This is a genomic window from Corynebacterium sp. ED61, from assembly GCF_015233855.1.
Lineage (GTDB): Bacteria > Actinomycetota > Actinomycetes > Mycobacteriales > Mycobacteriaceae > Corynebacterium > Corynebacterium dentalis.
Window position 1 is genome coordinate 144,055 of sequence record NZ_JADGIT010000001.1, and the last position, 24,336, is coordinate 168,390.

Sequence of the window (24,336 nt, forward strand, 5' to 3'; positions counted from 1 at the left end):
ACAAGGTTGATAAGCCGAAAGCGCCGAAAGTAAAGCGCCCAGCGCGCCTACTGCTCCGGCAGCAGCGTGCGCGCCAGCTTTGCCACGCCGATCATACCTGCCTGCGAACCCAGCTCGGCAACAGCAACGCGAGCCACCGGCCGGCTCCCCGCACCGACGATGGTCTTGCCCATGACGTCTTGGGCGTAGTCCAGCAGCAGGTCAGCATCCACCGCTACTCCCCCGGCCACCACAATCAGCTCCGGGTCCAGCACGTCCTGAATCATGGCCAATCCACGGCCCAGCCAGGTGCCCATGTCCTTGATGACGGCCTGGGCCAGCTCGTCGCCCTCCCGAGCCATGCGAACCACCGCACGGCCGCTGATCTCCTCGGGGCACTTGCCAAAGTCTTGCGCCAAACGTGAGTGCGGGAACCGGCCACGCGCGATCAGGTCTTGCGCCGTCAGAGGGAGCGCGGATCCCGAACAGTAGCGCTCCAAACATCCGCGCTTGCCACATGGGCAGCTGCGTCCATTGGGCACCACGGTCAGATGACCGAACTCCGGGGCCACCCCAAAAGCACCGCGGTAAATTTCGCCGTTCATCATGATCGCGCCGCCGATGCCGGTGCCCAGCGCCAACAGCACCCAGTTCTTCGCGTCCCGGGCCGCTCCGAATTCGTGTTCACCCCAGGCAGCCGAGTTCGCATCGTGTTCCAGGATCACCGGCAATTCCAGCGCTCGGCTCATGACGCGCTTGACGGGGGTCTCCCGCCACGGCAGGTGTGGCGCGAAACGAACCATCTGCTGGTTCTCATCCACGAATCCCGCCACGGCCAGCCCCACTGCAGCAACACCCTCGTGGCGCGCCCGTAGTTTATCCACCACGGCTACCACGGCCATCTCTAAGGCCTCTGAGGATGGCGGCGTTGGCAACTGCTCCACGTCTAGCACTTGCCCGTTTTCGTCCACCACTGCAGCTCGGAGGTTGGTCCCACCGATATCGATGCCAATGGTCAGAAGCTGTTCACTCACGCCGCTGCCTCTCATCCCTCAACAAAATCTGTTTCACTCTATCCTGCGCGGGTGTGAAACCCATCCTCGCCGTCCCCACGCTGGCTCAGCCGGTCACATCGGCACGTTCCACGCCACGCGCGGCGGCACTCCCCCGTGGCCTTCCATCACTGCCATCCACTGGTGCGCGAGCTGTTCCCACGTCCAGGCAGCTTCTACGCGGTGTCTTCCTGCGGTAGCGATGCTGTGGCGGAAGTTGGCGTCGGATAAAAGATCGAGGATGCTGGCTGCCACCTGGCGCACATCACGACCATTGACCACGGTTCCTGTCTGTCCATCCACCACGGTCTCCGGCGCGCCGCCGCCGCTGCCGGCGATGGTTGCCACGCCGCATGCTTGTGCCTCCAGGAAGACGATGCCCAGTCCCTCCACGGAGAGCCCTCCGGCCTGCGTGCGCACGGGCAGGGCAAAGACATCGCCGGCGCAGTAGTGTCCGGGCAGTTCCGCGAAGTCCACGGCTCCGGTGACGGTCACGGAATCGGCAATGCCCAATGCGGCCGCGCGGCGCGCCAGCTTGTCCCCCATCGCCCCGGGCCCGACCAGGAGTAGATGCGCGTCCGGCTCGCGTTCCACGATGTGTGGCATGGCCTCGACCAGCACGTCCTGGCCTTTTCGCGGAACGATTCGCGAAACCGCCACGATGACCTTCTTATTTTCGACGCCATACCGCGCGCGCAAACGCTCTCGCATCTGCGGATCGGGTTGGAATAATTCCGTGTTCACGCCGCCGGGCATGGGCTCCCAGGCCACGTCGGGGCCGAAAGCGCCAGCCATGCGCCCGCGTGCGTAGTGGGAGACGTATGTGAGGCAGTCGACGCCATGCCCGATGCGCCCTAAGATCTGGCGCGAGCCGGGGAACATTGACCAGCCCACTTCATGGCCGTGGGTGGAGGCCACCACGCGCGTTGCTCCCGCACGCTTGGCGGCTTTAGCCATGAGCGCCAGCGGGGCAGCTGCCGCGAACCAGACGGTATCGATGCGGTGCTGCTTGATCAGCTCCTGCATGCGCTTGGCCGTGGCCGGCGTGGGCAGCATGACGGAACGGGGCCAGCGCACCACGGTGTAGTCCACGCTTGCATCGAATTCTGCGGCGGCGTGTGCGTCTTGGGTGGAGGCAAACACCACGATCTCCACGTCCTGCGTACTCAGAGCAGACAGATAGTCCCGTACATACGTTTGAATCCCGCCCACGGTGGGCGGGAAATCATTAGTTACTACGAGCACGCGAACGGTCATGGTGCTTCAGTGTAGTGGGCTACTAGTAGCGGGATGCACCCACCATTGGCATGGAATCCACGGGAACCACCTGAACGGGGATGCCGTAATCAGAGGCGTGGACCAGCTGGCCGTCGCCGATGTACATGCCCACGTGAGTAGCGCCTGGGTAGTAGGCCACGATATCGCCTGGCTGCAGCTGGTCGCGGGTGACGGACTGACCGCCGGCGAGCTGTGCCTGGGAGGTACGAGGGATGGTCTTGCCCATCTGCTGGTATGCCCACAGCATCAGGCCGGAGCAGTCGAACTCGTCAGGGCCGGTTGCTCCCCAGCCGTAAGGTGCGCCCAGCTTGGACAGCGCGGCGGCCACGGCGCCAGTGTGGTTGCCACCGGTTTCCGGTGCTTCTGCCTTGAGCTTGCCCAGGAATTCATCGACGTCCACGTCGATGGGGCCGTTGCTATCCACCCAACGCTGGCGGTCTTCGGGGCTCAGGCCGTTGACGACCTCCATGACGCGACCCTTGAGCTGATCCAGCTTGGAATTGCGCTGATCCAGCTTGCGCTGCTGCGCGCTCAGATCGTTCATGCGGAAATCTGCGCGGAACTTGGCGCGGTTGGCATCAGAGTTTGCCTCCACTGCCTGCTGCAGATCCTCGTCCAGTACGGAGAGCACGCGGTTCTTGCTGTCCGAGAGGCTGGCCAAGTAGCTACCGCGTTCCATCGCGGCCTGAGGGCCGGTGGCGCCCGCCACGGCAGTCAGCGGATCCACGGAGGCGCCGCGGTACATGGCCTGGGAAACATCGGTGATGCTTTCCTGGGACACTTCGAGCTTGCGCAGCGCTTCGTCAGCCTTGCGCTTGGTCTCTTCCACGGCTTGCTGGGACTGGCCCACTTTGCCTTGCGCTTTGTCGATATCAATCTGGTTTTGCTGCACCTGCTCGTTGGTCGCGCCGGTGACGCGGGAGATCTCGCGCATGTGTGCCAGCAGCCCGTCCACGTCCTGTGGGATGGGCTTGCGGAGCAGCTCGTCGATGTAGCGGTCGAACTCTGCCGGATTGTCCGGCCCTGGTGCAGCCGCTGGGGCTGGGTCGGCGATCGCCATGGGGCTTGCGATGGAGGTGCTGACTGCCAGTGCGAGGAGTGTTGCGCTGACGGAGCGGGAGAAACGACCACTGTGGCGAGATGAGGTGCTGGACACTCTAACCTTCTTGTTCAAAAAAGATAAAGACTAAAAACATGGAGAAGTTGTAACGGTTCGTTATCTTGCCACATGTTTTAACGAAGTTACGGGACTGCCTCCTCCCCGTTTAGGGGTAGAAGATCAGTCCCGCGTTCCTAGTGTTCTAGGAGTGAATTGTTGTGACTGAAGTGAATAATTCTTGAGTCACAACGCGCACTTATTTAGAAGCGCACCGCATTGTTGATCGGCATGTAATCCAGGGTGTCCACGCGCACTGGGGAATCAGAGTTCAGTGCGTGCACGATCTTTCCATCGCCGATGTAGATGCCCACGTGGGATGCACCGGAGTAGAAGGACACGATGTCACCTGGCTGCAGGGCGTTCAGGGCCACTGGGGTGCCGCCGTAAGCCTGCGCGTCGGAGGTACGAGGGATCTGCTTACCTGCCTGGGCGTAGGACCAGGAGGTCAGGCCGGAGCAGTCGAAGGCATCTGGGCCGGCAGCGCCCCACACGTAAGGAGCGCCAACCTTGCTCATGGCGAAGTCGACGATCTTCTGTCCGTCGGACTTGATTGGGGAAGCAGCCGCTGGAGCGGATGGAGCCTCAGCCTGCTGAGCAGCCTGGGTGGCCTGGTCGATGTATGGCTGAACGTATGGCATTGCCTCGTCCGGAACATCAACGGTGTAGTTGGTGTTTGGGACGGATACAGGAGCCGCACCTGCAGTTGCTGGGTTCAGGACTGCAGCGCCCACGCCCATTGCTGCAACGATGGCAGCATTACGCTTGGTGTGGGTGTTGTTCTTCAGGTTGTGCTTTCCCATAAGTTTCGTCTCGTACCTTTCGATCCTAAGTCTGAGGCGGTTGCGCCTCTCGCTGATAGCAATTGCCACTACCGCGGATTGATTGGAGGGTCTAGACGAGTAGCCCTCGCCTCTCAGGTCTCGAAAAGATTACGAAATGATTGCGATCCGTGTCCAACCCAACTCGCCAAAAATCTCAAATTGGTCACGGATTGCATCTAGTGCACTTTTGCCCCGAGGGTAAGTCTGAAAATATCAACGAAAGTTATCAAGTCGTTATATTCCCCTGGCCTGCGCGAACGCAATGGCTTGCATTCATGCAAAAATCCTCACTCGGGCTGCATATCCGCCACTATTTCCTTGTGTGACCTTCGTCACATTTAACGATATTCCTGAGGTTGGCGTCGAAAAACACCACATCCCGCACCCACCCACACGGCCTTGTCCCGCCCACAATTAGGATGGCGAACGTGAATAACCACTCCTTGGCCGCCGATCTTCAGCACGCGCTGCGCAGCTGTGTGGTCCTCGATCTGGAAACCACAGGATTGGATCCAGAGCGCGAGCGCATCATCGAGATAGGCGCGCTGCGGATCGAAAATGGCGAGGTGGCGGATTCCTTCCACGCCCTCGTGAATCCTCAGCAGTCGCTCCCCGCTTTTGTCGTAGAACTCACGGGATTGCAAGACAGCCACGTCGCACACGCTGACACGATGGACGCGGTACTGCCCTCCTTGCAGCGCTTCCTGACCGCAGTAGGCCCGCAGCCGGTCCTCGTGGGCCACAACGTCAACTTCGATATCAGCTTCCTTGCTGCAGAAGCTAAGCGAGCTGACTCCACACAGTGGGACTTCTTGGAGCGCACTCCCTCGATCTGCACGGCGGAAAATTCCCGCCAGTTGATCAGCCGTGAGCGCGTTGGACGTTACAAGTTGGGCAATGTGGCCGCGCACCTGGACACTGCGCATCGGCCTTCTCACCGTGCTCTCGATGACGCGCAGGCCACCTTCGAGGTCCTCGTGGGTCTCGCCGATCTTTCCCGACGCCACACTCCCCCGCCTGCCTAACTACTCCCCCTTGAGACACAGCAAGAGGGCCCTCAAGCGCGATGCTTGAGGGCCCTCTCGTTGTGCCTCCTAACTCCTCGCCCCACCAGGGGCGCTGCGGAGCAGGAGGCGTACTAGCGGGAAGCTAGCTGCGAGCTTTTAGTGCTCGCCGTGGTCCTTGCGGGCCTTTTCCGTAAGACGAGTGAACATTTCCTTCTGCTCCTCGTGGTTACGGTGGTCCAGATCCTCTGCCTTTTCAGCGATCTCTGGGGAGTCAGGCGAGAACATGCCGCCGCGACCCGGAGCGCCAGCAAAGCCGAGCTCGTTCATGGTCTTTGGCACTGGTGCACCCTGGTACTCCAGTGGGATGGCGTGACCGTGCTCGTCGATGCCGCCCAGTGGCTGATGGACCTCGATGAAGCCACCGGAAGGCAGCTGCTTGATGGTGCCGGTCTCGATGCCGTGCTCCAGAACCTCGCGGTCATTGCGCTGCAGTCCCACACAGATGCGGTGCGTGACGTAGTAAGCAATTGGCGGAGCCAGCACCAAGCCAATGCGGCCCAGCCAGGTCATGGCGTTCAGGGAGATCTGGAAGTGGTAGGCGAACAAGTCGTTACCACCGGAGATCGTCAGGATCACGTAGAAGGTGATGGCCATGACACCCAGCGCGGTGCGGGTTGGCACGTCGCGTGGACGCTGCAGCAGGTTGTGGTGCGCATCGTCACCGGTCATCTTCTGCTCGATCCATGGGTAAGCGAACAGCAGACCAACCAGGATGCCGAGCAACAGGGCTACCCAGAACACGGCCGGAATGGTGTAGTTACCGAGGTAGAGCTCCCACGCTGGCATGACACGGGCAGCGCCGTCAGTCCAGAGCATGTAGATATCCGGCTGGGAACCAGCGGAGACCTGCGATGGGTTGTATGGACCCAGGTTCCAGATGGCGTTGATCTGGAATGCACCGGCCATGAAGGCGATAACACCTGCGGTGATCAGACCGAAGGACGCTGCCTTCAGACCGAAGATTGGCAGAATACGCACGCCAATGACGTTGTTCTCAGTGCGGCCAGGTCCAGGGAACTGGGTGTGCTTCTGGTACCAAACCAGAGCCAGGTGAGCCGCGATCAGGGCCAGCAGGATGGCTGGGATCAGCAGCACGTGAGCGATGTAGAGGCGAGGGATGATGATCTCACCTGGGAAGTCGCCAGCGAACATGATCCAGTGCATCCAGGTACCCACGATCGGAAGGGACACGATGATGGCAGACATGATTCGCAGACCCACGCCGGAGAGCAGGTCATCTGGCAAGGAGTAACCCATGAAACCTTCTGCGACGGACAGCAGCAGCAGAACGCAGCCGATGACCCAGTTAGCTTCACGAGGCTTGCGGAACGCACCGGTGAAGAAGATGCGGAACATGTGCACCATGATGGACACGGCGAACAGCAGTGCAGCCCAGTGGTGGACCTGGCGGATAAACAGGCCACCGCGCACCTCGAAGGAGATGTCTAGAGCAGTGTGGTACGCCGCGGACATTTCCACGCCATTGAGTGGTGCGTATGTGCCGTCGTAGATCACCTTCGAGAGAGAAGGGTCGAAGAACAGCGTGAGGTACACACCGGACAGCAGCAGGATGACGAACGCGTACAGTGCGATCTCACCCAGCATGAAGGACCAGTGAGTCGGGAATACCTTGTTGATCTGTGGACGAATCAGGCCAGAAGCCGTGTATCGCTCATCGATGTTGTTTGCCGCCTGGCTGAGGCGGGAAGTCTTAGTGGTCATGAACGGCGCTCCCAGAAAGCAGGGCCAACAGGCTCGACGAAGTTGCCCTTGGCGTACATGTAACCCTCTTCGTCAACGGCGATGGGCAGCTGTGGCAGTGCACGTGCTGCTGGGCCGAAGACTGGCTTGCCGTAGTGCAGTGCGTCGAACTGCGACTGGTGGCAAGGGCAGAGGATGCGGTTGGTCTGCTGCTCATACAAGGAAGTAGGGCAGCCAATGTGCGTACAAATCTTGGAGTAGGCGAAGTAATCGCCTGCGTGGAAGTCTTCCTGACCTTCACGCAGCACAGCGCGCTGTGCATCTTCGTGACGCAGACGGATCAGCATCACGGAATTACGTGAGCCGTGGACGGAGTGCATGTGCTCTTCGTACACGTCACGCTGTGGGTCGTACTTGTCACCATCGTTGACCATCTCCTCCGTCAGCGGGAAGACAGTTTCCATGGCGCCGGCATCGAGGTCGACAGCGCGGATACGGACCAGGCGGGAAATGCCCTGCGTGGTGTACTGGCCGTCGTGCTCTTCAGCAATGTTGCCATTATCGCGGCCCAGGTAGACCTTCTCGCCTTCTTCAACGAGGGTCCAGCCGGTGGTCCACAGGGTGCCATCGCCCTGGATGCCCATGGCCTTTGGCTTCCAAGGGTTCTTGATGATGCCGCCCATTGGCAGGATCACGGCCAGGCCAGCGAGTACTGCGCCAGCGCCTGCCAGGCCAGCGATCACTGGGCGGCGGCCCAGGGTCGAGGTCTGCCAAGAGTCGTTCAGCAGTGCTACCAGGGTGCGACGGTCTGCTTCGTCAGAAGGACCATCGTGGCGAACCTGCACGGAGATTTCCTCCGGCACAAACGTCTTGGTGTACTTCACGGCACCCACGCCCAGCAGGATGATTGCCAGACCAGAAGTGATGCCCAGCAATGGGGTGTACAGGGTGTACAGCCACAGGCCATCTTCGGCCAAGTGCTTGTACTCCCATGGCCAGAAGAGGTAGGTCGCGATAAAAGCGAGACCGAAGACTACGGAGAGGGCAAAGTAGATGCCTACTCCGAGGCTGGCACGCTTTTCCGCGGGATCGTTCTCGAGCGGGAAACGCTCCTTGCGGTATGCAACGGTGACACCATCGAGTTCGGTGCCCAAGCGGGCGAGCTCATCGTTGCTCATCTTCTTGAGCTGCTCGTCCGTGTACTGATTCTTTAGGTTATCGCTCACTGCCGGCTTCCGATCCACATTGCGAAGATGATCATCACCAGAATGCCGACGAACCACATCATCATGCCTTCAGTAACTGGGCCAATGCCGCCCAGTCCGAAGCCACCCTGGGATGGGGTCTCCTTGGAAGACTTGATGAACGCGATGATGTCGCGCTTCTCATCGGCGGAAAGCTGACGGTCAGAGAACTTAGGCATGTTCTGTGGGCCGGTCAGCATGGCCTGGTAGATCTCCTGCTCGTTGGCAGGATCCAGGACCGGTGCGTACTTACCACCGGAGAGTGCTCCACCGCGGCCGGTGAAGTTGTGGCAAGAGGCACAGTTAAGGCGGAACAAATCCGAGCCACGAGCAACGTCGGCTGGGTCGATCTCACCGTTGTTGTTGTTCGCACCGCGCAGGGAGTCCATGGCGATGGATCCGTCTTCGTTGCGGACCAAGCCTGGGCCGCCACCGTTGGAGTTCACGTAGGCAGCCAGAGCCAGGGTCTGCTGCTCGGAGTAACGAGGAGTCTTACGAGCAGCCTGTGCCTCGTTACGGAGCATTGGCATGCGTCCGGAGTGAACCTGGAAGTAGACGGCACCTTCGCCGACGCCAATCAAGGAAGGACCGCGGTCCTTCACACCCTGAAGGTTGGCACCGTGACAGGTGATACAAGCTACTTGGTAGATCTGCTTACCTTCGTCTACCAGTGCAGTGGTGTCCTGCTCGGCAACAGCGGTCTGCGGATCTGGGGTCAGGGCGTTGGCGATGAAGCCTGCGCCCGTTAGAGCAATTGCCATGGCGAGTGCGCCTGCAAATGCCTTACGGATCTTACGGCGGCGGCGGAGGCCGCTCGCCTTACGTGCTGCGGAGGACGTCACGCCTTCGCTCTTTACGCTCGTGGAGTTGGTATCCATCTTGTTCCTTATTAACTCGTCTGTGGAATGCGATGGGCTGTAAGTAGGCCGATGAAGTTACCGGCCGCTACGGCCTACTGAATGAAGTAAATCGTGATCCACAGGCCGATCCACACAACGTCAACGAAGTGCCAGTAGTAAGACACAACGACGGCTGCGGTGGCCTGGGCTGGGGTGAACTTCGACTTAAAAGTACGAAGCAGGACAACTACGAATGCCAGCACACCGGCCAGCACGTGGGCTCCATGGAATCCGGTGGTGATGTAGAACACCGATCCGTATACCGAACTGGAGATCGTGGTTCCGTGCTCCACCAGTTTGAAGTACTCGTAGCCCTGTCCGATGAGGAAGACGGTGCCCAGCAGAGCAGATAGTGCATACCACCTGCGTAGTGCGAAGACATCACCTCGCTCAGCGGCAAACACGCCCCACTGAGCCGTGAAAGAGGAAGAAACCAGAATCACGGTGATTGCTGCCGCGAACTGCACATTCAATTCAGTAGGGTGCGAAGGCCAATCGCCTCCAGAGTTGGCCTTGGACACGAAGTACATCGCGAACAGGCCAGCGAAAAACATCAATTCTTGAGACAGGAACACAATCGTGCCGACGCTGACCATGTTTGGTCGATTCAGCGTCGCAACACGATGTGGTGCTGCCATACCTGGGTTTTCAACTGCGCTCGTCACGCATATCAGTATGGACTCTCCTGAGCCGTTAGTCGATTCCCTCTGCAGTGTTTCTTGAAGCTTTCTGAAAACCCGCAGGTAAATGCTTGGGTTTAGCTGGCAATCTACCCCGTTAGGGGGTTGTTGGGAACTTTTGCGCCCCCGCATCCGACGCGCGCCAAACCAACAGGTCACCCGCATAGTTTGCAAACTCGAAGCCACACATACACCCCCATAAGTGGTCACAATCCCCCGCCGTGGGAACCACGCCGGACCCTGGCGTCGAAACGGCAAAAGAGCAACCGGATTGCCCCGCAACTCACCCACTCGCACAGCAAGGATACGATAGACCAATGCAGCCCACGTAAGTGCTGCCCCTGTCCCCCAATCAGACCGCGGCTCGCGGTGAGGAAGAAGATCTAATGCACGCACCCCAGGTCAGCAGCACCTCTGCCGTCTCCGTAACCAAGGGCAGGCACCTTGAGGCCGACCAGTTGCCAGAGAGCTACTTCACGTGGCCCGGCGTGCTGGATCGCTTGGGTAACCAGGACGAACTCAGTGAGTCCCAGGTGGAATGGGCCATGCAACAGATCATGAATGGTTCCGCCACGGATTCTCAGATCGCAGCGTTCGCCTTCGGCCTGCGCGTTAAGGGCATCACCGCAGCGGAGCTAGCAGCGGCCGCCGAAACCATGCGCAGCTTCGCTACGCCGGTGGACTTTTCCGAGGTGCCGCAGCGCGTGGACATCGTTGGTACTGGCGGCGACGGACACAACACCGTGAACATCTCCACCATGGCCGGCATCCTTGTAGCAGCCTGCGGTGTCCCTGTGGTCAAGCACGGTAACCGCAAGGCGTCCAGCAAGTGTGGTGGGGCGGACATGTTGGAATCTTTGGGTTACGAAATCGAACGTTCCCCAGCAAGTGTTGTCGACGACGCCAAGAATAATAATTTCGCGTTCCTCTTTGCCAAGAGCTACCACCCGGCCATGAAGTTCGCAGGACCGGTGCGCGGAGAGCTGGGTGTCTCGACGATTTTCAACCTGCTCGGTCCTATGACCAACCCCGCTTCCCCGAAGTTTGGGCTCATTGGCTGTGCTTTCCGCGACATGATGCCGATCGTGGGCGGCGCGTTTTCTCACCAGGGTTCGCGCGTGCTGGTGGTGCGTTCCATGGATGGGATGGATGAGATCTCCGTCTCCGCTCCAACCGAAGTGGTGACGGTTGATTCCACCGGCAGGACCGGAGAAGCCGTAATCAACCCTCGGGAGATGGGCTTGGACTTCTACCCTCTCGCAGACATCAAGGGCGGCGATGCGGAGTACAACGCGCAGATCGCCCGCCAGCTTTTCGACAACCAACTTGAGGGCGCAATCAAGGACGCAGTCTTGATCAATGCTGCTGCTGCCCTATCCACCGTGCATGGCTGGGAGGAACAGGGCCTGGATGAGACGATCAAGCACTACGTGAACGTGGCGCGCCAGACGCTGGAATCCGGAGCCGCTAAGGAAAAGCTGCAGCAGCTCATCGGCTAGCGCAGATCTGCGGGCGCGTTTGCACAACGATCCCCCGGAAGTGCCACCTGTTTTGCGTTTTCCCAGGTCGCAGAATGCCTCGTGGCACTTCCGGGGGATCATTGTGCACCAAGCCCAAAAAGAAGAGCCCCACAGTGGAAACTGTGGGGCTCTTCTTAAACCTATCGGCGAGCGCGAAAGCTCAAGCGCAAAGCCTTAGTGCTTCTCCGGAGGCAGACCGTACTGCAGGTTCAGCATGGTGCCGGACCAGATCAGCACAGCTGCGCCGAAGGCCACCAGCCAGAGGTGGAAGAAGGCCAGGCCGTAAGCCATGATCGTGATGGCCACGGTCATAACGAATGGCCATATGGAGCTAGCGGAGAAGAATCCCAGCACGCCAGCGCCGTCGACGATCTCTGCTTCTTCCCAGTCGGCAGGTCCGATGTCAGACTTGCTTTCGGTGAGGTGCAAGTACACGCCGAGCATCAGGGCCAGAAGGAAGGCCATGAACAGTCCCGTTCCACCAGCCCACTCGAGTCCCTGCAGGGATCCGGAATCCTTCACCAAGGATGTTGCAACCATGTAGACGATGGTCACGACACCGAAGAACGTCGCGATGGCATAAAAGAGTTTTGCGCCTGCGGCCATGATCTATTCCTCTTTCTCTTGATCGTTTAGGCGTTGCGGTCGATGTCGGAGCCCGCGTCGCGGGTGCCCTGACGGTCAGTAACGAATGGGCTGGTGGTCACTGCGTATGGCTTCTCGCCAATAGCTTCCAGTGCCTCAGAGTTTGGAGCCTCTGGGTTCTCTTCGCGGTAGCGAACGTAGTCGGTGAACTTCTCTGGGGAAACCACGCGGATCTCAAAGTTCATCATCGCGTGGTAGGTACCACACATTTCTGCACAGCGGCCCACGAATGCGCCTTCTTCGGTGATCTCTTCCACCTGGAAGCGACGCTCGGAGCGGTTAGCTTCTGGGTGTGGGAAAGCATCGCGCTTGAAGAGGAACTCTGGGATCCAGAAGGAGTGGATAACGTCAGAGGATGCGACGTTGAACTCCAGTGGGGTGTTGGAAGGAAGAACCAGAACTGGGATCTCCTCGGTAGTACCGACGGTCTCGATCTTGTCGTAGTTCAGGTAGCTCAAGTTCTCACGGGAGTTGCCGTGGATTGGGCCGGTCTCCTGACCGTCCTGCAGCTCGTCCTTAGAGGCATCGGCTGCCTTCTGAGCTTCTTCGTCCACACCGTTGTACTCCCGGCTGCTTGGGGACAGCTCGCCATCGATGGCGCCGTAGCCGAACTTCCAGTTCCACTGGAATGCGGTGACGTCCACGGTGACCTTTGGATCCTTGTCCAAGGCAGTTGCCTTGTCCTGCACGGGAACGTTGAAGAAGAACAGTCCCATGATGATCAGGATAGGAAGGGTGGTCAGCACAAGTTCCAGAGGAACGTTGTAACCGGTCTGGCGTGGGAACTCTTCCTTGTTTCCACGGCGCTTCCACGCGCGGTCAGAGTCGCGGAAGATCGTGACGAACATCAGCACCCACATGATGATGCCGATGGTCCACGCAGCAACCCAGGTCCATACCCAGAAGTTGCCGATCTCCTGGGACTCAGGAGTGATGCCCTCTGGCCATCCCATGCGCAGGGCATGGAAGAATCCGTTTTCCGGCGGAGCGACAGAGCAGCCAGCCAGAGCAATTCCGCTTGCTCCAAGCAAGCCAGCCAAGCCCAGGCGGCGAGTCATTCCGTGCACTTTTCGCTGTTCCACGCGAGTTTGCCTTCCTCGTAACACGTCATTTGGTCTATCACTCACGTCGTTAGCAACCCACCTGCAGTTCGCAGATTGCTTTCAAGTTCTAGACCGGTTCAAACAGAAACATTAGACCATGTGCAGCGCTTTGCCACCATCCCCACAGGGTGCGTTCCCTATTCGGGTGTGACTCCACTGCATTCTCCCCCCACAAAGGGTGCATGGTCTCCCCGCGTGGCAAGTGGCTCGGCGGGACAGCCAGCGCGTAAAGTCAGCAGCCATGTGTGGATTGCTTGGTTTTATTTCGGCCGATGGTTCGGCTTCCCAGTATGTTTCGGCCGTCGAACAGGCGCTGCCGTGCATGCACCACCGCGGCCCTGATGACAGCGGGACGTGGAGCGATGACAGCGTTGTCTTTGGCTTCAACCGCTTGTCCATCATTGACATCGCCCACTCCCACCAGCCGTTGCAGTGGGGCCCGGAAGGCCAGGCCAACCGCTACTCCTTGGCGTTCAATGGTGAGATCTACAACTACGTTGAGCTCCGCGAAGAGCTCCAGGCCGCTGGCTACACCTTTAATACTGAAGGCGACGGCGAAACGATCGTGGTGGGCTTCCACCACTGGGGCAAGGATGTAGTCAATCACCTGCGCGGAATGTTCGCCTTCGGCATTTGGGATGCGAGCGAACAGCAGCTATTCATCGCGCGCGACCAGTTCGGCATCAAGCCCATGTACGTTGCCACTACCGCAGCGGGCACGGTGTTTGCGTCGGAAAAGAAGTGCATTCTTTCCATGGCGGACGCACTCGGCCTGGACACGGAGCTGGATCTGCGGGCGCTGGCGCACTACACCGATCTGCAGTACGTGCCGGAGCCAGAGAGCCTGCACAAGTCCATCCGTCGCCTGGAATCCGGCAGCTACGCCGTGATCAAGCCGGGTCAGTCACCACAGGAAAGTCGCTGGTTCGAGCCGCGCTTCCCCGTGCGCAAGGTGGCTGCCGGCGATGAGGACAAGGTGTTCCAGAAGATTGCGGAGGCGCTGGAGGATTCTGTCGCCAAGCACATGCGCGCCGATGTGACGGTGGGCAGCTTCCTGTCCGGTGGTATCGATTCCACCGCGATCGCCACGCTGGCCAAGCGCCACAATCCGGATCTGCTGACCTTTACCACTGGCTTCGAGCGCGAGGGGTACTCCGAGGTCGATGTGGCTGCTGAATCCGCAGCGGCCATCGGTGCGGAACACATCGTGAAGGTGGTCAGCCCGGAGGAGTACGCCGCGGCTGTACCCAAGATCATCTGGTACCTGGATGATCCCGTGGCTGATCCTTCCCTGGTTCCTCTCTACTTCGTGGCCGCGGAAGCCCGTAAGCACGTCAAGGTGGTGCTCTCCGGCGAGGGCGCCGATGAGCTATTTGGCGGTTACACCATCTACAAGGAGCCACTGAGCCTCGCGCCGTTTGAGAAGATCCCTTCCCCGATCAACCGCGTGCTGGGCAAGCTGGGCGACGCTCTCCCCGAGGGCATGCGCGGCAAGTCTCTCCTGCAGCGCGGCACGATGCGCATGGAGGACCGCTACTACGGCAACGCCCGTTCCTTTAACTACCAACAGCTAGAGCGCGTGCTGCGCCACGTCCGTCCGGAGTGGGATCACCGCGAGGTCACCGCGCCGATCTACGCGAAGTCGCAGGATATGGATCCCGTGGTACGCATGCAGCACCTGGATCTGTTCACGTGGATGCGTGGGGACATCTTGGTCAAGGCAGACAAGATCACGATGGCTAACTCACTAGAGCTGCGCGTTCCTTTCTTGGACAAGGTTGTCTTCGAGGCCGCAGAGACGCTGCCGGTGGACATGAAGATCAGCCACGGTACGACCAAGTACGCGCTGCGCAAGGCGATGGAGCGCATCGTTCCCGCGCACGTTTTGCACCGCAAGAAGCTGGGCTTCCCCGTGCCGATGCGCCACTGGCTGGCCGGTGATGAGCTTTACGGTTGGGCTCGCGAGAACATTGAGGCTTCTGAGACGGATTACCTCATCGATAAGGCGGAAGTCCTGAAGATGCTGGATGAGCACCGCGTGGCGATGAACTCCGGCTCCGGTCCGGATCACTCGCGCCGCCTGTGGACCCTCATCGCATTCATGATCTGGCATGGCATTTTCGTGGAGAAACGCATCGATCCGCAGATCGACCAGCGCGATTACCCCGTGCAGCTCTAAGTTCCCCCCTCGGTGGGGCGGGCTCGCGGTCTTTGTGCCCGACGCCAGACTCCTGACATAAACAACGCGCCCGCCGTTCGTGAAAACGAACGACGGGCGCGTTGGCGTCGATCAAAAAATCAACAACTCATCCCACCACCCCGCTGGGCGCTGGGGCGCCTAAGAGTTGATCAGGAGAAGGAATCGCCGCAGGCGCAGGATCCGCCAGCGTTGGGGTTGTCGATGGTGAAGCCTTGGGACTCGATAGTGTCTGCAAAGTCGATCTTTGCGCCCATCAGGTATGGGGAGGACATCTTGTCTACGCGCAGCTGGACGCCGTCGTAGTCATCCACCAGGTCTCCATCGAGGGTGCGGTCATCGAAAAACAGCTGGTAGCGCAGGCCTGCGCAGCCACCTGGCTGCACTGCAATACGCAGGGCGAGGTCATCCCGACCTTCCTGTGCCAGCAGGGCGCGTGCCTTATCGGCTGCTTCGGTGGTCAGTTCAACACCGGTGACCTTCTCGGGAGCAGTCATGGTTCCTCCTAGTAAAGATTGCTGATATGAGCCAAACTACTCCCCACAACAAGGCGAGACAACAATTTGTTCCCGCATCGGCAAGTTCGCGAAGTTCTTGCAGGAGTACTTGCGGAGTTCTTGGCGGAGTACTTGCGGAGTACTTGCGGAGTACTTGGCGAAGTGCTTGCGAAATTCGATGCGTAGTTAACCGGCACCAACTTTGCCCCACCAAACCTCGTCCCCTAACCTTAAGGGCGTGAAAATGCCGTGGAAAAAGGATGCCGAAGCCGGTGCTGACGTGGCTTCCGCATCAGTAGATCAGTCCCCTGTCGATTCTTCGTCAAAGCGCACGGGTGAGTCCACCTCCCCTGCTGGTGCTACGCACAGCGCACCAGGCACGGAATCCGATGAGAAGACTGGACAGAGCAAGGCGTTTACCCCGAAGAAGGGTCGCCCCACGCCGAAGCGCAACGAGGTAGAGCGCGAGGTGGGCGTGCGTCGTACAGCCTTCGACGCGCCTTCTACTTCGAAGGAAGCTCGAGAGCGCCGCAAGGAGTTGAAGAACTCCATGTCCAAGGACGAGTACAAGGCCATGAAGCAGCGCGAGCGCGACGAGGCCGCCCGGGATCGCCGCAAGGCCAACGAGCGCATGATGGCCGGCGATGAGAACTATCTGATGGATCGCGATAAGGGCCCGGAGAAGCGCTTTGTCCGCGATTGGGTGGATGCGCACCGTTACATCATGAACTTCTTCCTGCCGATGACGTTCATCGTGATCATCATCATGCTGCTGGGCACGCGCAATCCGGCCATCGCCAACTTGTCTTCCATCGTGATGGTGGTGATCTTCGTGATCATGATCGCCGAGGGTCTGTGGTTGGGACGCAAGGTTAATCGCCTGGTTAACGAGCGTTTCCCTAACAATCCGCATTCCAAGTTCTCGCTGGGTATCTACGCATTTACCCGCGCCACGATGATCCGCCGTATGCGCACGCCTGCGCCACAGAAGAACGTGGGCGATACTGTTTAAACCATGAGCGATCTCCCGGAGTTTCCCGCCATCGTCGCCCCCGATGCTGCGCGTCGAGAGCGAGCCACGTCCCACCACGTTGAGTTGCCTGCTGGGTATGCGCTGCCCGCGGGCAGCTTGGGCCGGTTGGAGCAACTGGGTGCGTGGATGGCGGCGTGCGCTGCGTGCTCCAGCTCTTCCGGTGAGTCTTCGGCTGAGTCTTCCAGCGCCGAATCCACCCGCCTGATCATCGTGACCGGCGAGCACGGCATCGCGGCCGCTCACCCGGAGATCTCCACTCTCCCCGCAGAGTTGTCTTCCCTTGTCACCGAGGCCATCGAGTCCGGTGCCTCCCCCGTCGCGTCCACGGCGAGGTCGTTGAATGTGGATGTGAAGTTAGTCGACGCCAACTCCTCCACCTCCAGCGGAGAAATCGACCATGAGGATGCCCTGACCGTCGCTCAGCTGGCGGAGTACCTGCAAAAGGGCATGGATCTGGCCGATGCGGAAGCGGATCAGGGCACGCAGTTGCTGGCCGTCGGCGATGCAGCCCGTGGATTGACCACGGTGGCGGCAACAGTCATCGGGTCGCTGTGCGGCATTGAGCCGGTCAAGGTTGTGGGCTGGGGTTCCGGTATTGGCGATATGGCGTGGCGGACGAAGACGGCCATCATCCGGGACGCGATGTACCGCGTGCGGGATGACCGAGCGGACGCGTTGCAGGTGCTGCGGCGCGTTGGAGGTGCTGATCTGGCCGTGCTGACTGGCCTGTTGGCGCAGGCTGCAGTGCGCCGCACTCCCGTGCTGATCGATGGCGTGGGCGTGCTTACCGCCGCGCTGTGTGCGCAGATGATTGCCCCGGGATCCTCCGACTGGTGGGTTGTCGCGTCCAAGGGCAACGAGCCCGCGATCACCCCAGCCTTGAGTGCCCTGCGCCTCTCCCCTGTCTTAGACGCCGGCATCTCCGCTGGCCAGGGCACCGGCGCTCTGCTGGCCGTGCCGCTGGTGCGGCACGCGGCCGAGGTGTTCTCCGGCTAACTGCCCAGGCTGAACAGAATCTAGTCGACGAGCTTGTAGAGCCAGCCGTGGGAATCTTCCACGGCTCCGCGCTGGATTCCCGTCAGATGCTCACGCAGGCGCATGGTCACCTCGCCGATCTTGCCACCGGCAACCTTGAACTCGCCATCTTCGTGCTTGACGGTGCCTACTGGGGTCACCACGGCAGCGGTTCCGCAGGCGAATACTTCGGTGAGCTCGCCAGATTCTGCCGCAGCTTCCCACTCGTCGGTGGAAATCTTGCGCTCTTCCACGTCAAAGACCAGATCAGCGGCCACGTTGAGCAGCGAGGCGCGCGTGACACCTGGCAGCAAGGAGCCGGAGAGTTCCGGGGTGACGATGCGGGCATCCGCACCTGAGCCGAACACGAACGCCAGGTTCATGCCGCCCATCTCTTCGACATACTTGTGCTCGGTGGCATCCAGCCACACCACCTGGTCGCAGCCCTTCTTCTCTGCCTGCTGCTGAGCCAGCAGAGAGGCCGCGTAATTGCCTGCGAACTTCGCCGCACCCGTGCCCCCTGGTGCGGCGCGCACGTAATCCTTGGACAGCCAGACACTGACCGGATTGATGCCACCGGAGAAGTACGCGCCAGCTGGGGAGGCGATCACGGCGAAGGTATAAGCGTTAGCCGGGTGCACGCCCAGGCTCACCTGGGTGCTGATCATGAAAGGACGCAGGTACAGGGACTCTTCGCCACCGGCTGCGGGAACCCACTGCTTGTCGATCTCCACCAGCTGGCGCAGGGACTCGATAAACAGCTCCTCTGGCAGCTCCGGCATCGCCAGGCGCTGCGCGGAGGACTGCATGCGCGCCGCGTTCTGATCCGGGCGGAATGTCACCACGGAATCGTCCTGCTGCCGGTATGCCTTAATTCCCTCGAAGATGGCCTGCCCGTAGTGGAACACCATGGACGCAGGATCCATCTGGAAGTTCTGATAAGGCTGCACGCGAGCGTTGTGCCAACCCGCGGACTCGTTCCAATCAATAACCACCATGTGGTCCGTGAAGTAGTTGCCGAAACCTGGGCTGGTCAGGATTTCCGCAATTCGCTCGGAAGACGTGGGGTTTTCCGTGCGCTCGATGGTGAAAGAGTCAGGCGTTGCAGGCACAGTATTCATGGACAAGACCATACTCCAGTGTCTCCGAGTAGATGTAGCCTAGGGGTTTGAGTACGCAACTTTTCTAGGAACAGGATTTTCATGGCTGACACCTCGTCCACCGATTTCACCCTCGTCTCCCGCGGCACCCTCCCAGAGCTGCGCATGGTGGGTAGCTGGTCGGACATCGATGGCAGCATCGATGTGTTTATCGTTCCCGCCTTCCAAGGCGAAAACGGCCTGGAGCTCGCGGGAGGCCCGGCATCCGTGCTGACTTCCGAGCAGGAAATTGAGCTATGGAAGTGGCTCACCTCCGTGGGTGCGCAGGGAACTGTCGGCGAGATGACGTTCTTGCCGGGCGAGATCTTGGCGTCGGAACAAGAGGACAATTCCCCGGAGATCACCCGGATCTTGGCTGTGGGGCTGGGGAACGCAGAGGACCTATCTGACGAGGACATTCGGCAGGCGGCGGGTGCGGCGTCGCGGCGCGTGGGCAAGGCAGAGACCGTGGTCTCCAGCTTGGGCATCTTTGATCCAGAGGCGGCACTGCTGGGCCATGCGCTGGGCGCGTACGCCTACTCCGGCCAGAAGGCGGAGGCCAGGGAGACCATCGGGAAGGTCGTGGCGCTGGTTTCCGAGCCGGATCAGGACATCCTGGCGCGCGTGACGGCGATTGCCGAATCCGTGGCATTTGCCCGCGATCTAGTCAACGCTCCCGCCAATGACCTCTACCCCGCCCGCTATGCGGAGATCATCCGCGCCGAGGCCACGGCTGCGGGGCTCGAGGTGGAGATCCTCGACGAGAAGCAGCTGGAAGAGCAGGGATTTGGCGGCATCGTGGGCGTGGGTAAGGGTTCGCAGTACCCTCCCCGTTTGGTTCGGGTGACGTATTCTCCATCCGACGCCAACTCTGATCTGTCCAAGGTTGCCCTGGTGGGCAAGGGAATTACGTTCGATACGGGCGGAATTTCCCTGAAGCCGGGCGCCAAGATGTGGGACATGATCATGGACATGGGCGGCTCCGCAGCGGTCATCGCGGCCACGCTGGCGGCGGCGAAACTGCAGATCAATACCCAGGTCACCGCTACGATCCCCATCGCCGAGAACATGCCTTCTGCCACGGCCACCCGCCCAGGCGATATCTTGCGACACTACGGTGGCCTGACCACCGAGGTTCTCAACACGGATGCCGAGGGCCGCTTGATCCTGGCTGATGCCATCGCCCGCGCCTGCGAGGATGAGCCGGACTACTTGATCGAGACCGCCACGCTCACCGGCGCACAGATGGTGGCGCTGGGCGATCGCACCCCAGGCATCATGGGCTCGGCAGCGTTCCGCGATCACGTGACCATGCTCAGCCAGGAAGTTGGCGAAAACGGCTGGCCAATGCCACTGCCGACCGAACTCGGTGAGGCGCTGAAGAGCGATGTGGCGGATCTGCGCAATATCTCCAACTCGCGCTTTGGTGGCATGTCCGTGGCTGGCCACTACCTATCCAACTTCGTCTCCGAGGGCGTGGAGTGGGTGCACATCGACGTGGCTGGCCCTGCATACAACACCGGCTCCGCCTACGGATACACCCCGAAGCGCGCTACGGGCGTGCCTGTGCGCACGATCATCGCGGTGTTGGAGGACCTGGCTAAGTAGAGGGGCTAGCGGGTTGGGGCTCTATCTGTAGACGCCTTAGCGCTCGCGCTCTTGTTCCAGCCGGGCGCGGCGCTCCCTCTGCTTGAGGCGTTCGCGGACAATTCGATCTTTTTCTATACGATCTCGCATGCGCTGGGGGTAACCAGTTTCCTCCGCGAAATAAAGCGGAACTCCGGTGCCCTGAAAAACGGCGTCGATCCCCTTGGGTCCGCCGATCTTGCGCCGCGTCCACTCCCCCGTGCCGTCTACGAAGACCACGGACATCTCATTGACGATGGTCTCCGGCTCCACGAAGCCCTCCACGCCAGTGCGAGAAGCTGACCATTTCTGCAGGTACGCAAGGTCTTTCGCGCGCACAGTTTCCCCTGGCGCGCGCGGTGGCCTCAGATTGGACTTCCTGGAACGGCCGAAAAGATTAAACACGAGGTTCAGTCTATCCGAGCCGGTTCGTGCATCTCCACGAGTTCGCCTGACAGCTCACTGTGAGCAATTCGGGATTTTGCGAAAAATAGGGTGAGTTTTGCGTCGAAAAGAAACGCTAGCTGTCCTGAATCGAAAAAGCGGCGGGCGTACACTTATGTAGTATTTCAATCAGATACGACCACTGCTGATTTTCGCGTAAGCACGAGGAGCTTCAAGACCATGGCGCATTCCGTCGAAATGCCCGAACTGGGCGAGTCCGTAACAGAAGGCACTGTGACCCAGTGGCTCAAGCAAGTTGGTGACAAGGTCGAGGTCGATGAGCCTTTGCTGGAAGTCTCCACGGACAAGGTGGATACCGAAATCCCATCCCCTGTGGCCGGTGTTCTGCTGGAGATCATCGCCGATGAGGATGACACCGTGGACGTGGGTGCCGTGATCGCCAAGATTGGCGATGAGGACGAGGCCGGTTCGGATTCCAGCGACGACTCTGACTCTGACGACGATGAGGATTCCTCCGAGGAAGCTGCCGAGGCGGAGTCCGCCGACGAGGACGAAGAAACTTCCGAAGACGACTCTGCTGAGGCTGAGGCTCCCGAGTCCGACTCCGGCGAGGGCGAAGACGTGGTCATGCCAGAACTCGGCGAGTCTGTCACCGAGGGCACCATCACCCAGTGGCTGAAGCAGCCAGGCGACAAGGTCGAGGTCGATGAGCCACTGCTCGAGGTCTCCACCGACAAGGTCGATACCGAGATCCCTTCCCCAGTGGCAGGCACCTTGGTTGAGATCCTGGCCAACGAAGACGACACCGTCGACGTGGGCGATGTCATCGCCCGCATCGGCGACGGCTCCGCCAAAGCCTCCAAGTCCGAGGACAAGGCTGAAAAGAAGGAAGAGAAGGCCGAGGAGCCAGCTCAGTCTGAAGAGCCAGCCAAGTCTGAAGAACAAGCAGAGTCGAACGATGACGCTGACGAACAGGAATCTTCCTCTGACTCCGATTCCGCTGACTCCAGCTCCGAGGGTGGCTCCGGCGAGGCTGAAGACGTGGTCATGCCAGAGCTCGGCGAGTCTGTCACCGAGGGCACCATCACCCAGTGGCTGAAGCAGCCAGGCGACAAGGTCGAGGTCGACGAGCCACTGCTCGAGGTCTCCACCGACAAGGTCGATACCGAGATCCCTTCCCCAGTGGCAGGCACCTTGGTTGAGATCCTGGCCAACGAAGACGACACCGTCGACGTGGGCGATGTCATCGCCCGCATCGGCGACGGCTCCGCTAAGGCATCCAAGTCCGAGGACAAGAAGTCTGACTCCAAGAAGACTGAGTCCAAGAAGGCCGAGACCGACGCAGACAAGAAGACCGAGCAGTCTGACGAGACCGAAGAGTCCGTTCCAGATGAGTCCACCGAGATCAAGGAGTCCTCTTCCGAAGAAAAGTCCGGCGAGGCGAAGAAGGAAGATGCTCGCGAGAAGGCTGCAGAAAAGGCCAAGGAAGTAGCACAGGAGGACGAAAAGAAGAACAACAGTTCCGAAGCGAAGTCCAGCTCCTCCGCCGACAGCCAGCCTAGCTCCGATTCCCTGCCGTACGTCACTCCACTGGTGCGCAAGCTGGCGGACAAGCATGGCGTGGATCTGTCTCAGGTCTCCGGCACGGGCGTGGGCGGCCGCATCCGCAAGCAGGACGTTCTGGCTGCAGCCAACGGCGAATCCGCTGGTGAGGCCCAGTCCGGCAAGTCCGAGGCACCGGCTTCCCGCAACTCCACCTTCAAGGTGGATGCCAAGAAGGCTGAACTGCGCGGCACCACCCAGCGCGTCAACCGCATCCGCGAGATCACGGCTGCCAAGACTCTGGAGTCCCTGCAGTCCACTGCTCAGCTCACCCAGGTGCACGAGGTCGACATGACTCGCGTGGCGGAGCTGCGCAGCAAGTCCAAGGAAGCATTCCAGGACAAGCACGGCGTGAAGCTGACCTACCTGCCGTTCTTCGCCAAGGCGATGGTGGAGGCTCTGGTGGATCATCCAAACGTCAACGCATCCTACGATGCGCAGTCCAAGGAAATGACCTACCACGGCCAGGTCAACTTGGGCATCGCGGTGGACACCGAGGCTGGCCTGCTCTCCCCTGTCATCCACGATGCGCAGGATCTGAGCTTGCCGGAGCTGGCCAAGGCCATCGTCGACATCGCCGATCGCGCCCGCAACAAGAAGCTCAAGCCAACCGACCTGACCGGTGGCACGTTCACCATCACGAACATTGGTTCCGAAGGCGCCTTGACGGATACCCCAATCCTGGTTCCGCCACAGGCTGCAATGGTGGGCACCGGCGCTATCGTGCAGCGTCCGATCGTGCTGACGGAGGATGGCGCCGCCGCCATCGCTATCCGCCACATGGTGCTGCTGCCAATGACCTACGATCACCAGGTCATCGACGGCGCTGACGCTGGTCGCTTCCTCTCCACGGTCCGTGACCGCCTGGAGACCGGCGATTTCGAGGCTGATCTCGAACTCTAAGCGCGCTCCACAGGCTAGTTCTTTCTAGCCTTTTCGCCAGTGCCCTCCGCGGGCGGCGGTACTATCGATTGCATGGGATTCCAGCACGGTAGTATCCGCAATTCCGCGGAGGGCATTGACGTTTCTTATCTCGGCGAGGTCGATTATTCCGAGACCTGGACCAATCAGGCGGAGCTGGCCAAGCAGCGCGCGGACGGCGAGATCGCCGATACCGTGCTGATGCTGCAGCATCCCTCCACCTACACGGCAGGCAAGCGCACGGAGCCGGAGGATCGCCCCACCAACGGCCTTCCGGTGGTGGATGTTGACCGCGGCGGCCGCATCACGTGGCATGGGCCAGGTCAGTTGGTGGCCTACCCAATCATCCAGCTGGCCGATCCCGTGGACGTGGTTGATTACGTTCGACGCATGGAGCAGGCTCTCATCGCTACGTGCGAGGCTGCTGGTGTTCACGGCGCAGGCCGCGTGGAAGGCCGTTCGGGCGTGTGGCTTTCTGCGGGAGTGGTGGACGGCGAGCTCAAGCCCGCACGCAAGATCGCGGCCATCGGTATCCGCATCACCCGTGGCGTGACGATGCACGGAGTATCGCTGAACTGCAATAACACGTTTGAGTGTTACGAGAACATCGTGCCGTGTGGCATCTCCGATGCGGGTGTGACGTCCTTGAGCGCAGAGCTGGGCCGCGAGGTCACGGTGGAGCAAGTGGAAAAGGACTTGGAACGCAACATTATCGATGCACTCAACGGTGACCTTCCTGTGCCTGGAGCGTAGG

The 24,336-nt window shown here is 60.4% G+C and carries 21 protein-coding genes; 8 read left to right on the forward strand and 13 right to left on the reverse strand.

The window, feature by feature from the left end; all coding sequences use genetic code 11:
• Positions 1–47: 47 nt before the first annotated feature.
• From IM764_RS00635 to IM764_RS00650, 4 genes are all read right to left on the reverse strand, one after another.
• Positions 48–1,028, reverse strand: coding sequence for an ROK family protein (locus IM764_RS00635; RefSeq protein ID WP_194186523.1), 981 nt, complete (start codon positions 1,026–1,028; stop codon positions 48–50).
• A gap of 78 nt (positions 1,029–1,106) precedes the next feature.
• The gene (locus IM764_RS00640; protein ID WP_194186524.1) at positions 1,107–2,288 is read right to left on the reverse strand and encodes a glycosyltransferase family 4 protein; all 1,182 of its coding nucleotides are present in this window, start codon (positions 2,286–2,288) and stop codon (positions 1,107–1,109) included.
• A 22-nt stretch (positions 2,289–2,310) separates the two neighbouring features.
• A complete protein-coding gene (locus IM764_RS00645) occupies positions 2,311–3,465 on the reverse strand; it encodes an NlpC/P60 family protein (protein WP_370551494.1) in 1,155 nt (384 codons plus the stop codon).
• Between the two features lie 203 nt (positions 3,466–3,668).
• A complete protein-coding gene (locus tag IM764_RS00650; protein ID WP_194186525.1) occupies positions 3,669–4,268 on the reverse strand; it encodes a C40 family peptidase in 600 nt (199 codons plus the stop codon).
• 449 nt (positions 4,269–4,717) lie between these two features.
• On the opposite strand from IM764_RS00650, the gene IM764_RS00655 reads away from it, so the two are divergent.
• On the forward strand, positions 4,718–5,314 hold the full coding sequence (locus IM764_RS00655) for a PolC-type DNA polymerase III (RefSeq protein WP_288801830.1): 597 nt from the start codon (positions 4,718–4,720) through the stop codon (positions 5,312–5,314).
• A gap of 138 nt (positions 5,315–5,452) precedes the next feature.
• On the opposite strand, the gene IM764_RS00660 is transcribed toward IM764_RS00655, so the two are convergent.
• From IM764_RS00660 to IM764_RS00675, 4 genes are all read right to left on the reverse strand, one after another.
• Positions 5,453–7,078, reverse strand: coding sequence for a cytochrome bc complex cytochrome b subunit (locus IM764_RS00660; protein WP_194186526.1), 1,626 nt, complete (start codon positions 7,076–7,078; stop codon positions 5,453–5,455).
• On the reverse strand, positions 7,075–8,283 hold the full coding sequence (locus tag IM764_RS00665; RefSeq protein ID WP_194186527.1) for a ubiquinol-cytochrome c reductase iron-sulfur subunit: 1,209 nt from the start codon (positions 8,281–8,283) through the stop codon (positions 7,075–7,077). Before IM764_RS00665 ends, IM764_RS00660 begins: the two co-directional genes overlap by 4 nt.
• Positions 8,280–9,179, reverse strand: coding sequence for a cytochrome c (locus IM764_RS00670; protein WP_194186528.1), 900 nt, complete (start codon positions 9,177–9,179; stop codon positions 8,280–8,282). The genes IM764_RS00665 and IM764_RS00670 overlap by 4 nt, the downstream gene beginning before the upstream one ends.
• Before the next feature lie 74 nt (positions 9,180–9,253).
• Complete coding sequence (locus IM764_RS00675; RefSeq protein ID WP_194186529.1) at positions 9,254–9,865, reverse strand: heme-copper oxidase subunit III; 612 nt, start codon at positions 9,863–9,865, stop codon at positions 9,254–9,256.
• Positions 9,866–10,266: 401 nt separating this feature from the next.
• On the opposite strand from IM764_RS00675, the gene trpD reads away from it, so the two are divergent.
• Positions 10,267–11,379, forward strand: coding sequence for an anthranilate phosphoribosyltransferase (gene trpD / locus IM764_RS00680; RefSeq protein ID WP_194186530.1), 1,113 nt, complete (start codon positions 10,267–10,269; stop codon positions 11,377–11,379).
• A 195-nt stretch (positions 11,380–11,574) separates the two neighbouring features.
• Here the strand turns inward: trpD and IM764_RS00685 are convergent, their stop codons facing one another.
• Both IM764_RS00685 and IM764_RS00690 read right to left on the reverse strand, forming a co-directional pair.
• On the reverse strand, positions 11,575–12,006 hold the full coding sequence (locus tag IM764_RS00685; RefSeq protein WP_194186531.1) for a cytochrome c oxidase subunit 4: 432 nt from the start codon (positions 12,004–12,006) through the stop codon (positions 11,575–11,577).
• A gap of 26 nt (positions 12,007–12,032) precedes the next feature.
• Positions 12,033–13,127: a cytochrome c oxidase subunit II gene (locus IM764_RS00690; RefSeq protein ID WP_194186532.1), complete on the reverse strand. Its 1,095-nt coding sequence runs from the start codon at positions 13,125–13,127 to the stop codon at positions 12,033–12,035.
• Between the two features lie 262 nt (positions 13,128–13,389).
• On the opposite strand from IM764_RS00690, the gene asnB reads away from it, so the two are divergent.
• On the forward strand, positions 13,390–15,327 hold the full coding sequence (gene asnB, locus IM764_RS00695; RefSeq protein WP_194186533.1) for an asparagine synthase (glutamine-hydrolyzing): 1,938 nt from the start codon (positions 13,390–13,392) through the stop codon (positions 15,325–15,327).
• A gap of 170 nt (positions 15,328–15,497) precedes the next feature.
• On the opposite strand, the gene IM764_RS00700 is transcribed toward asnB, so the two are convergent.
• Positions 15,498–15,842 carry an iron-sulfur cluster assembly accessory protein gene (locus IM764_RS00700; protein WP_099298988.1) on the reverse strand — a complete coding sequence of 115 codons (345 nt, stop codon included), beginning with the start codon at positions 15,840–15,842 and terminating at the stop codon, positions 15,498–15,500.
• 244 nt (positions 15,843–16,086) lie between these two features.
• Here IM764_RS00700 and IM764_RS00705 point away from each other — a divergent pair, with 244 nt between their 5' ends.
• Together IM764_RS00705 and IM764_RS00710 are read left to right on the forward strand one after the other, a co-directional pair.
• On the forward strand, positions 16,087–16,854 hold the full coding sequence (locus tag IM764_RS00705; protein ID WP_194186704.1) for a DUF3043 domain-containing protein: 768 nt from the start codon (positions 16,087–16,089) through the stop codon (positions 16,852–16,854).
• Positions 16,855–16,857: 3 nt separating this feature from the next.
• Positions 16,858–17,871 carry a nicotinate-nucleotide--dimethylbenzimidazole phosphoribosyltransferase gene (locus tag IM764_RS00710; protein ID WP_194186534.1) on the forward strand — a complete coding sequence of 338 codons (1,014 nt, stop codon included), beginning with the start codon at positions 16,858–16,860 and terminating at the stop codon, positions 17,869–17,871.
• Positions 17,872–17,891: 20 nt separating this feature from the next.
• On the opposite strand, the gene IM764_RS00715 is transcribed toward IM764_RS00710, so the two are convergent.
• Positions 17,892–19,010: a branched-chain amino acid aminotransferase gene (locus tag IM764_RS00715; protein WP_194186535.1), complete on the reverse strand. Its 1,119-nt coding sequence runs from the start codon at positions 19,008–19,010 to the stop codon at positions 17,892–17,894.
• A gap of 81 nt (positions 19,011–19,091) precedes the next feature.
• Here IM764_RS00715 and IM764_RS00720 point away from each other — a divergent pair, with 81 nt between their 5' ends.
• Complete coding sequence (locus tag IM764_RS00720; RefSeq protein WP_194186536.1) at positions 19,092–20,636, forward strand: leucyl aminopeptidase; 1,545 nt, start codon at positions 19,092–19,094, stop codon at positions 20,634–20,636.
• A 36-nt stretch (positions 20,637–20,672) separates the two neighbouring features.
• Here the strand turns inward: IM764_RS00720 and IM764_RS00725 are convergent, their stop codons facing one another.
• Positions 20,673–21,059: an oxidoreductase gene (locus tag IM764_RS00725; RefSeq protein ID WP_194186537.1), complete on the reverse strand. Its 387-nt coding sequence runs from the start codon at positions 21,057–21,059 to the stop codon at positions 20,673–20,675.
• A gap of 219 nt (positions 21,060–21,278) precedes the next feature.
• On the opposite strand from IM764_RS00725, the gene sucB reads away from it, so the two are divergent.
• Positions 21,279–23,564, forward strand: coding sequence for a 2-oxoglutarate dehydrogenase, E2 component, dihydrolipoamide succinyltransferase (sucB, locus tag IM764_RS00730; RefSeq protein ID WP_194186538.1), 2,286 nt, complete (start codon positions 21,279–21,281; stop codon positions 23,562–23,564).
• Positions 23,565–23,636: 72 nt separating this feature from the next.
• Complete coding sequence (gene lipB / locus IM764_RS00735; RefSeq protein WP_194186539.1) at positions 23,637–24,335, forward strand: lipoyl(octanoyl) transferase LipB; 699 nt, start codon at positions 23,637–23,639, stop codon at positions 24,333–24,335.
• Position 24,336: the final 1 nt, after the last annotated feature.

Coding starts and splice junctions, on each gene's coding strand:
- IM764_RS00710 (WP_194186534.1), top strand. CDS start 16,858: ATGAGCGATCTCCCGGAGTTTCCCGCCATCGTCGCCCCCGATGCTGCG.
- IM764_RS00635 (WP_194186523.1), bottom strand. CDS start 1,028: ATGAGAGGCAGCGGCGTGAGTGAACAGCTTCTGACCATTGGCATCGAT.
- IM764_RS00670 (WP_194186528.1), bottom strand. CDS start 9,179: ATGGATACCAACTCCACGAGCGTAAAGAGCGAAGGCGTGACGTCCTCC.
- sucB (WP_194186538.1), top strand. CDS start 21,279: ATGGCGCATTCCGTCGAAATGCCCGAACTGGGCGAGTCCGTAACAGAA.
- IM764_RS00660 (WP_194186526.1), bottom strand. CDS start 7,078: ATGACCACTAAGACTTCCCGCCTCAGCCAGGCGGCAAACAACATCGAT.
- IM764_RS00640 (WP_194186524.1), bottom strand. CDS start 2,288: ATGACCGTTCGCGTGCTCGTAGTAACTAATGATTTCCCGCCCACCGTG.
- IM764_RS00705 (WP_194186704.1), top strand. CDS start 16,087: ATGCCGTGGAAAAAGGATGCCGAAGCCGGTGCTGACGTGGCTTCCGCA.
- IM764_RS00650 (WP_194186525.1), bottom strand. CDS start 4,268: ATGGGAAAGCACAACCTGAAGAACAACACCCACACCAAGCGTAATGCT.
- asnB (WP_194186533.1), top strand. CDS start 13,390: ATGTGTGGATTGCTTGGTTTTATTTCGGCCGATGGTTCGGCTTCCCAG.
- IM764_RS00700 (WP_099298988.1), bottom strand. CDS start 15,842: ATGACTGCTCCCGAGAAGGTCACCGGTGTTGAACTGACCACCGAAGCA.
- IM764_RS00715 (WP_194186535.1), bottom strand. CDS start 19,010: ATGAATACTGTGCCTGCAACGCCTGACTCTTTCACCATCGAGCGCACG.
- IM764_RS00720 (WP_194186536.1), top strand. CDS start 19,092: ATGGCTGACACCTCGTCCACCGATTTCACCCTCGTCTCCCGCGGCACC.
- trpD (WP_194186530.1), top strand. CDS start 10,267: ATGCACGCACCCCAGGTCAGCAGCACCTCTGCCGTCTCCGTAACCAAG.
- lipB (WP_194186539.1), top strand. CDS start 23,637: ATGGGATTCCAGCACGGTAGTATCCGCAATTCCGCGGAGGGCATTGAC.
- IM764_RS00685 (WP_194186531.1), bottom strand. CDS start 12,006: ATGGCCGCAGGCGCAAAACTCTTTTATGCCATCGCGACGTTCTTCGGT.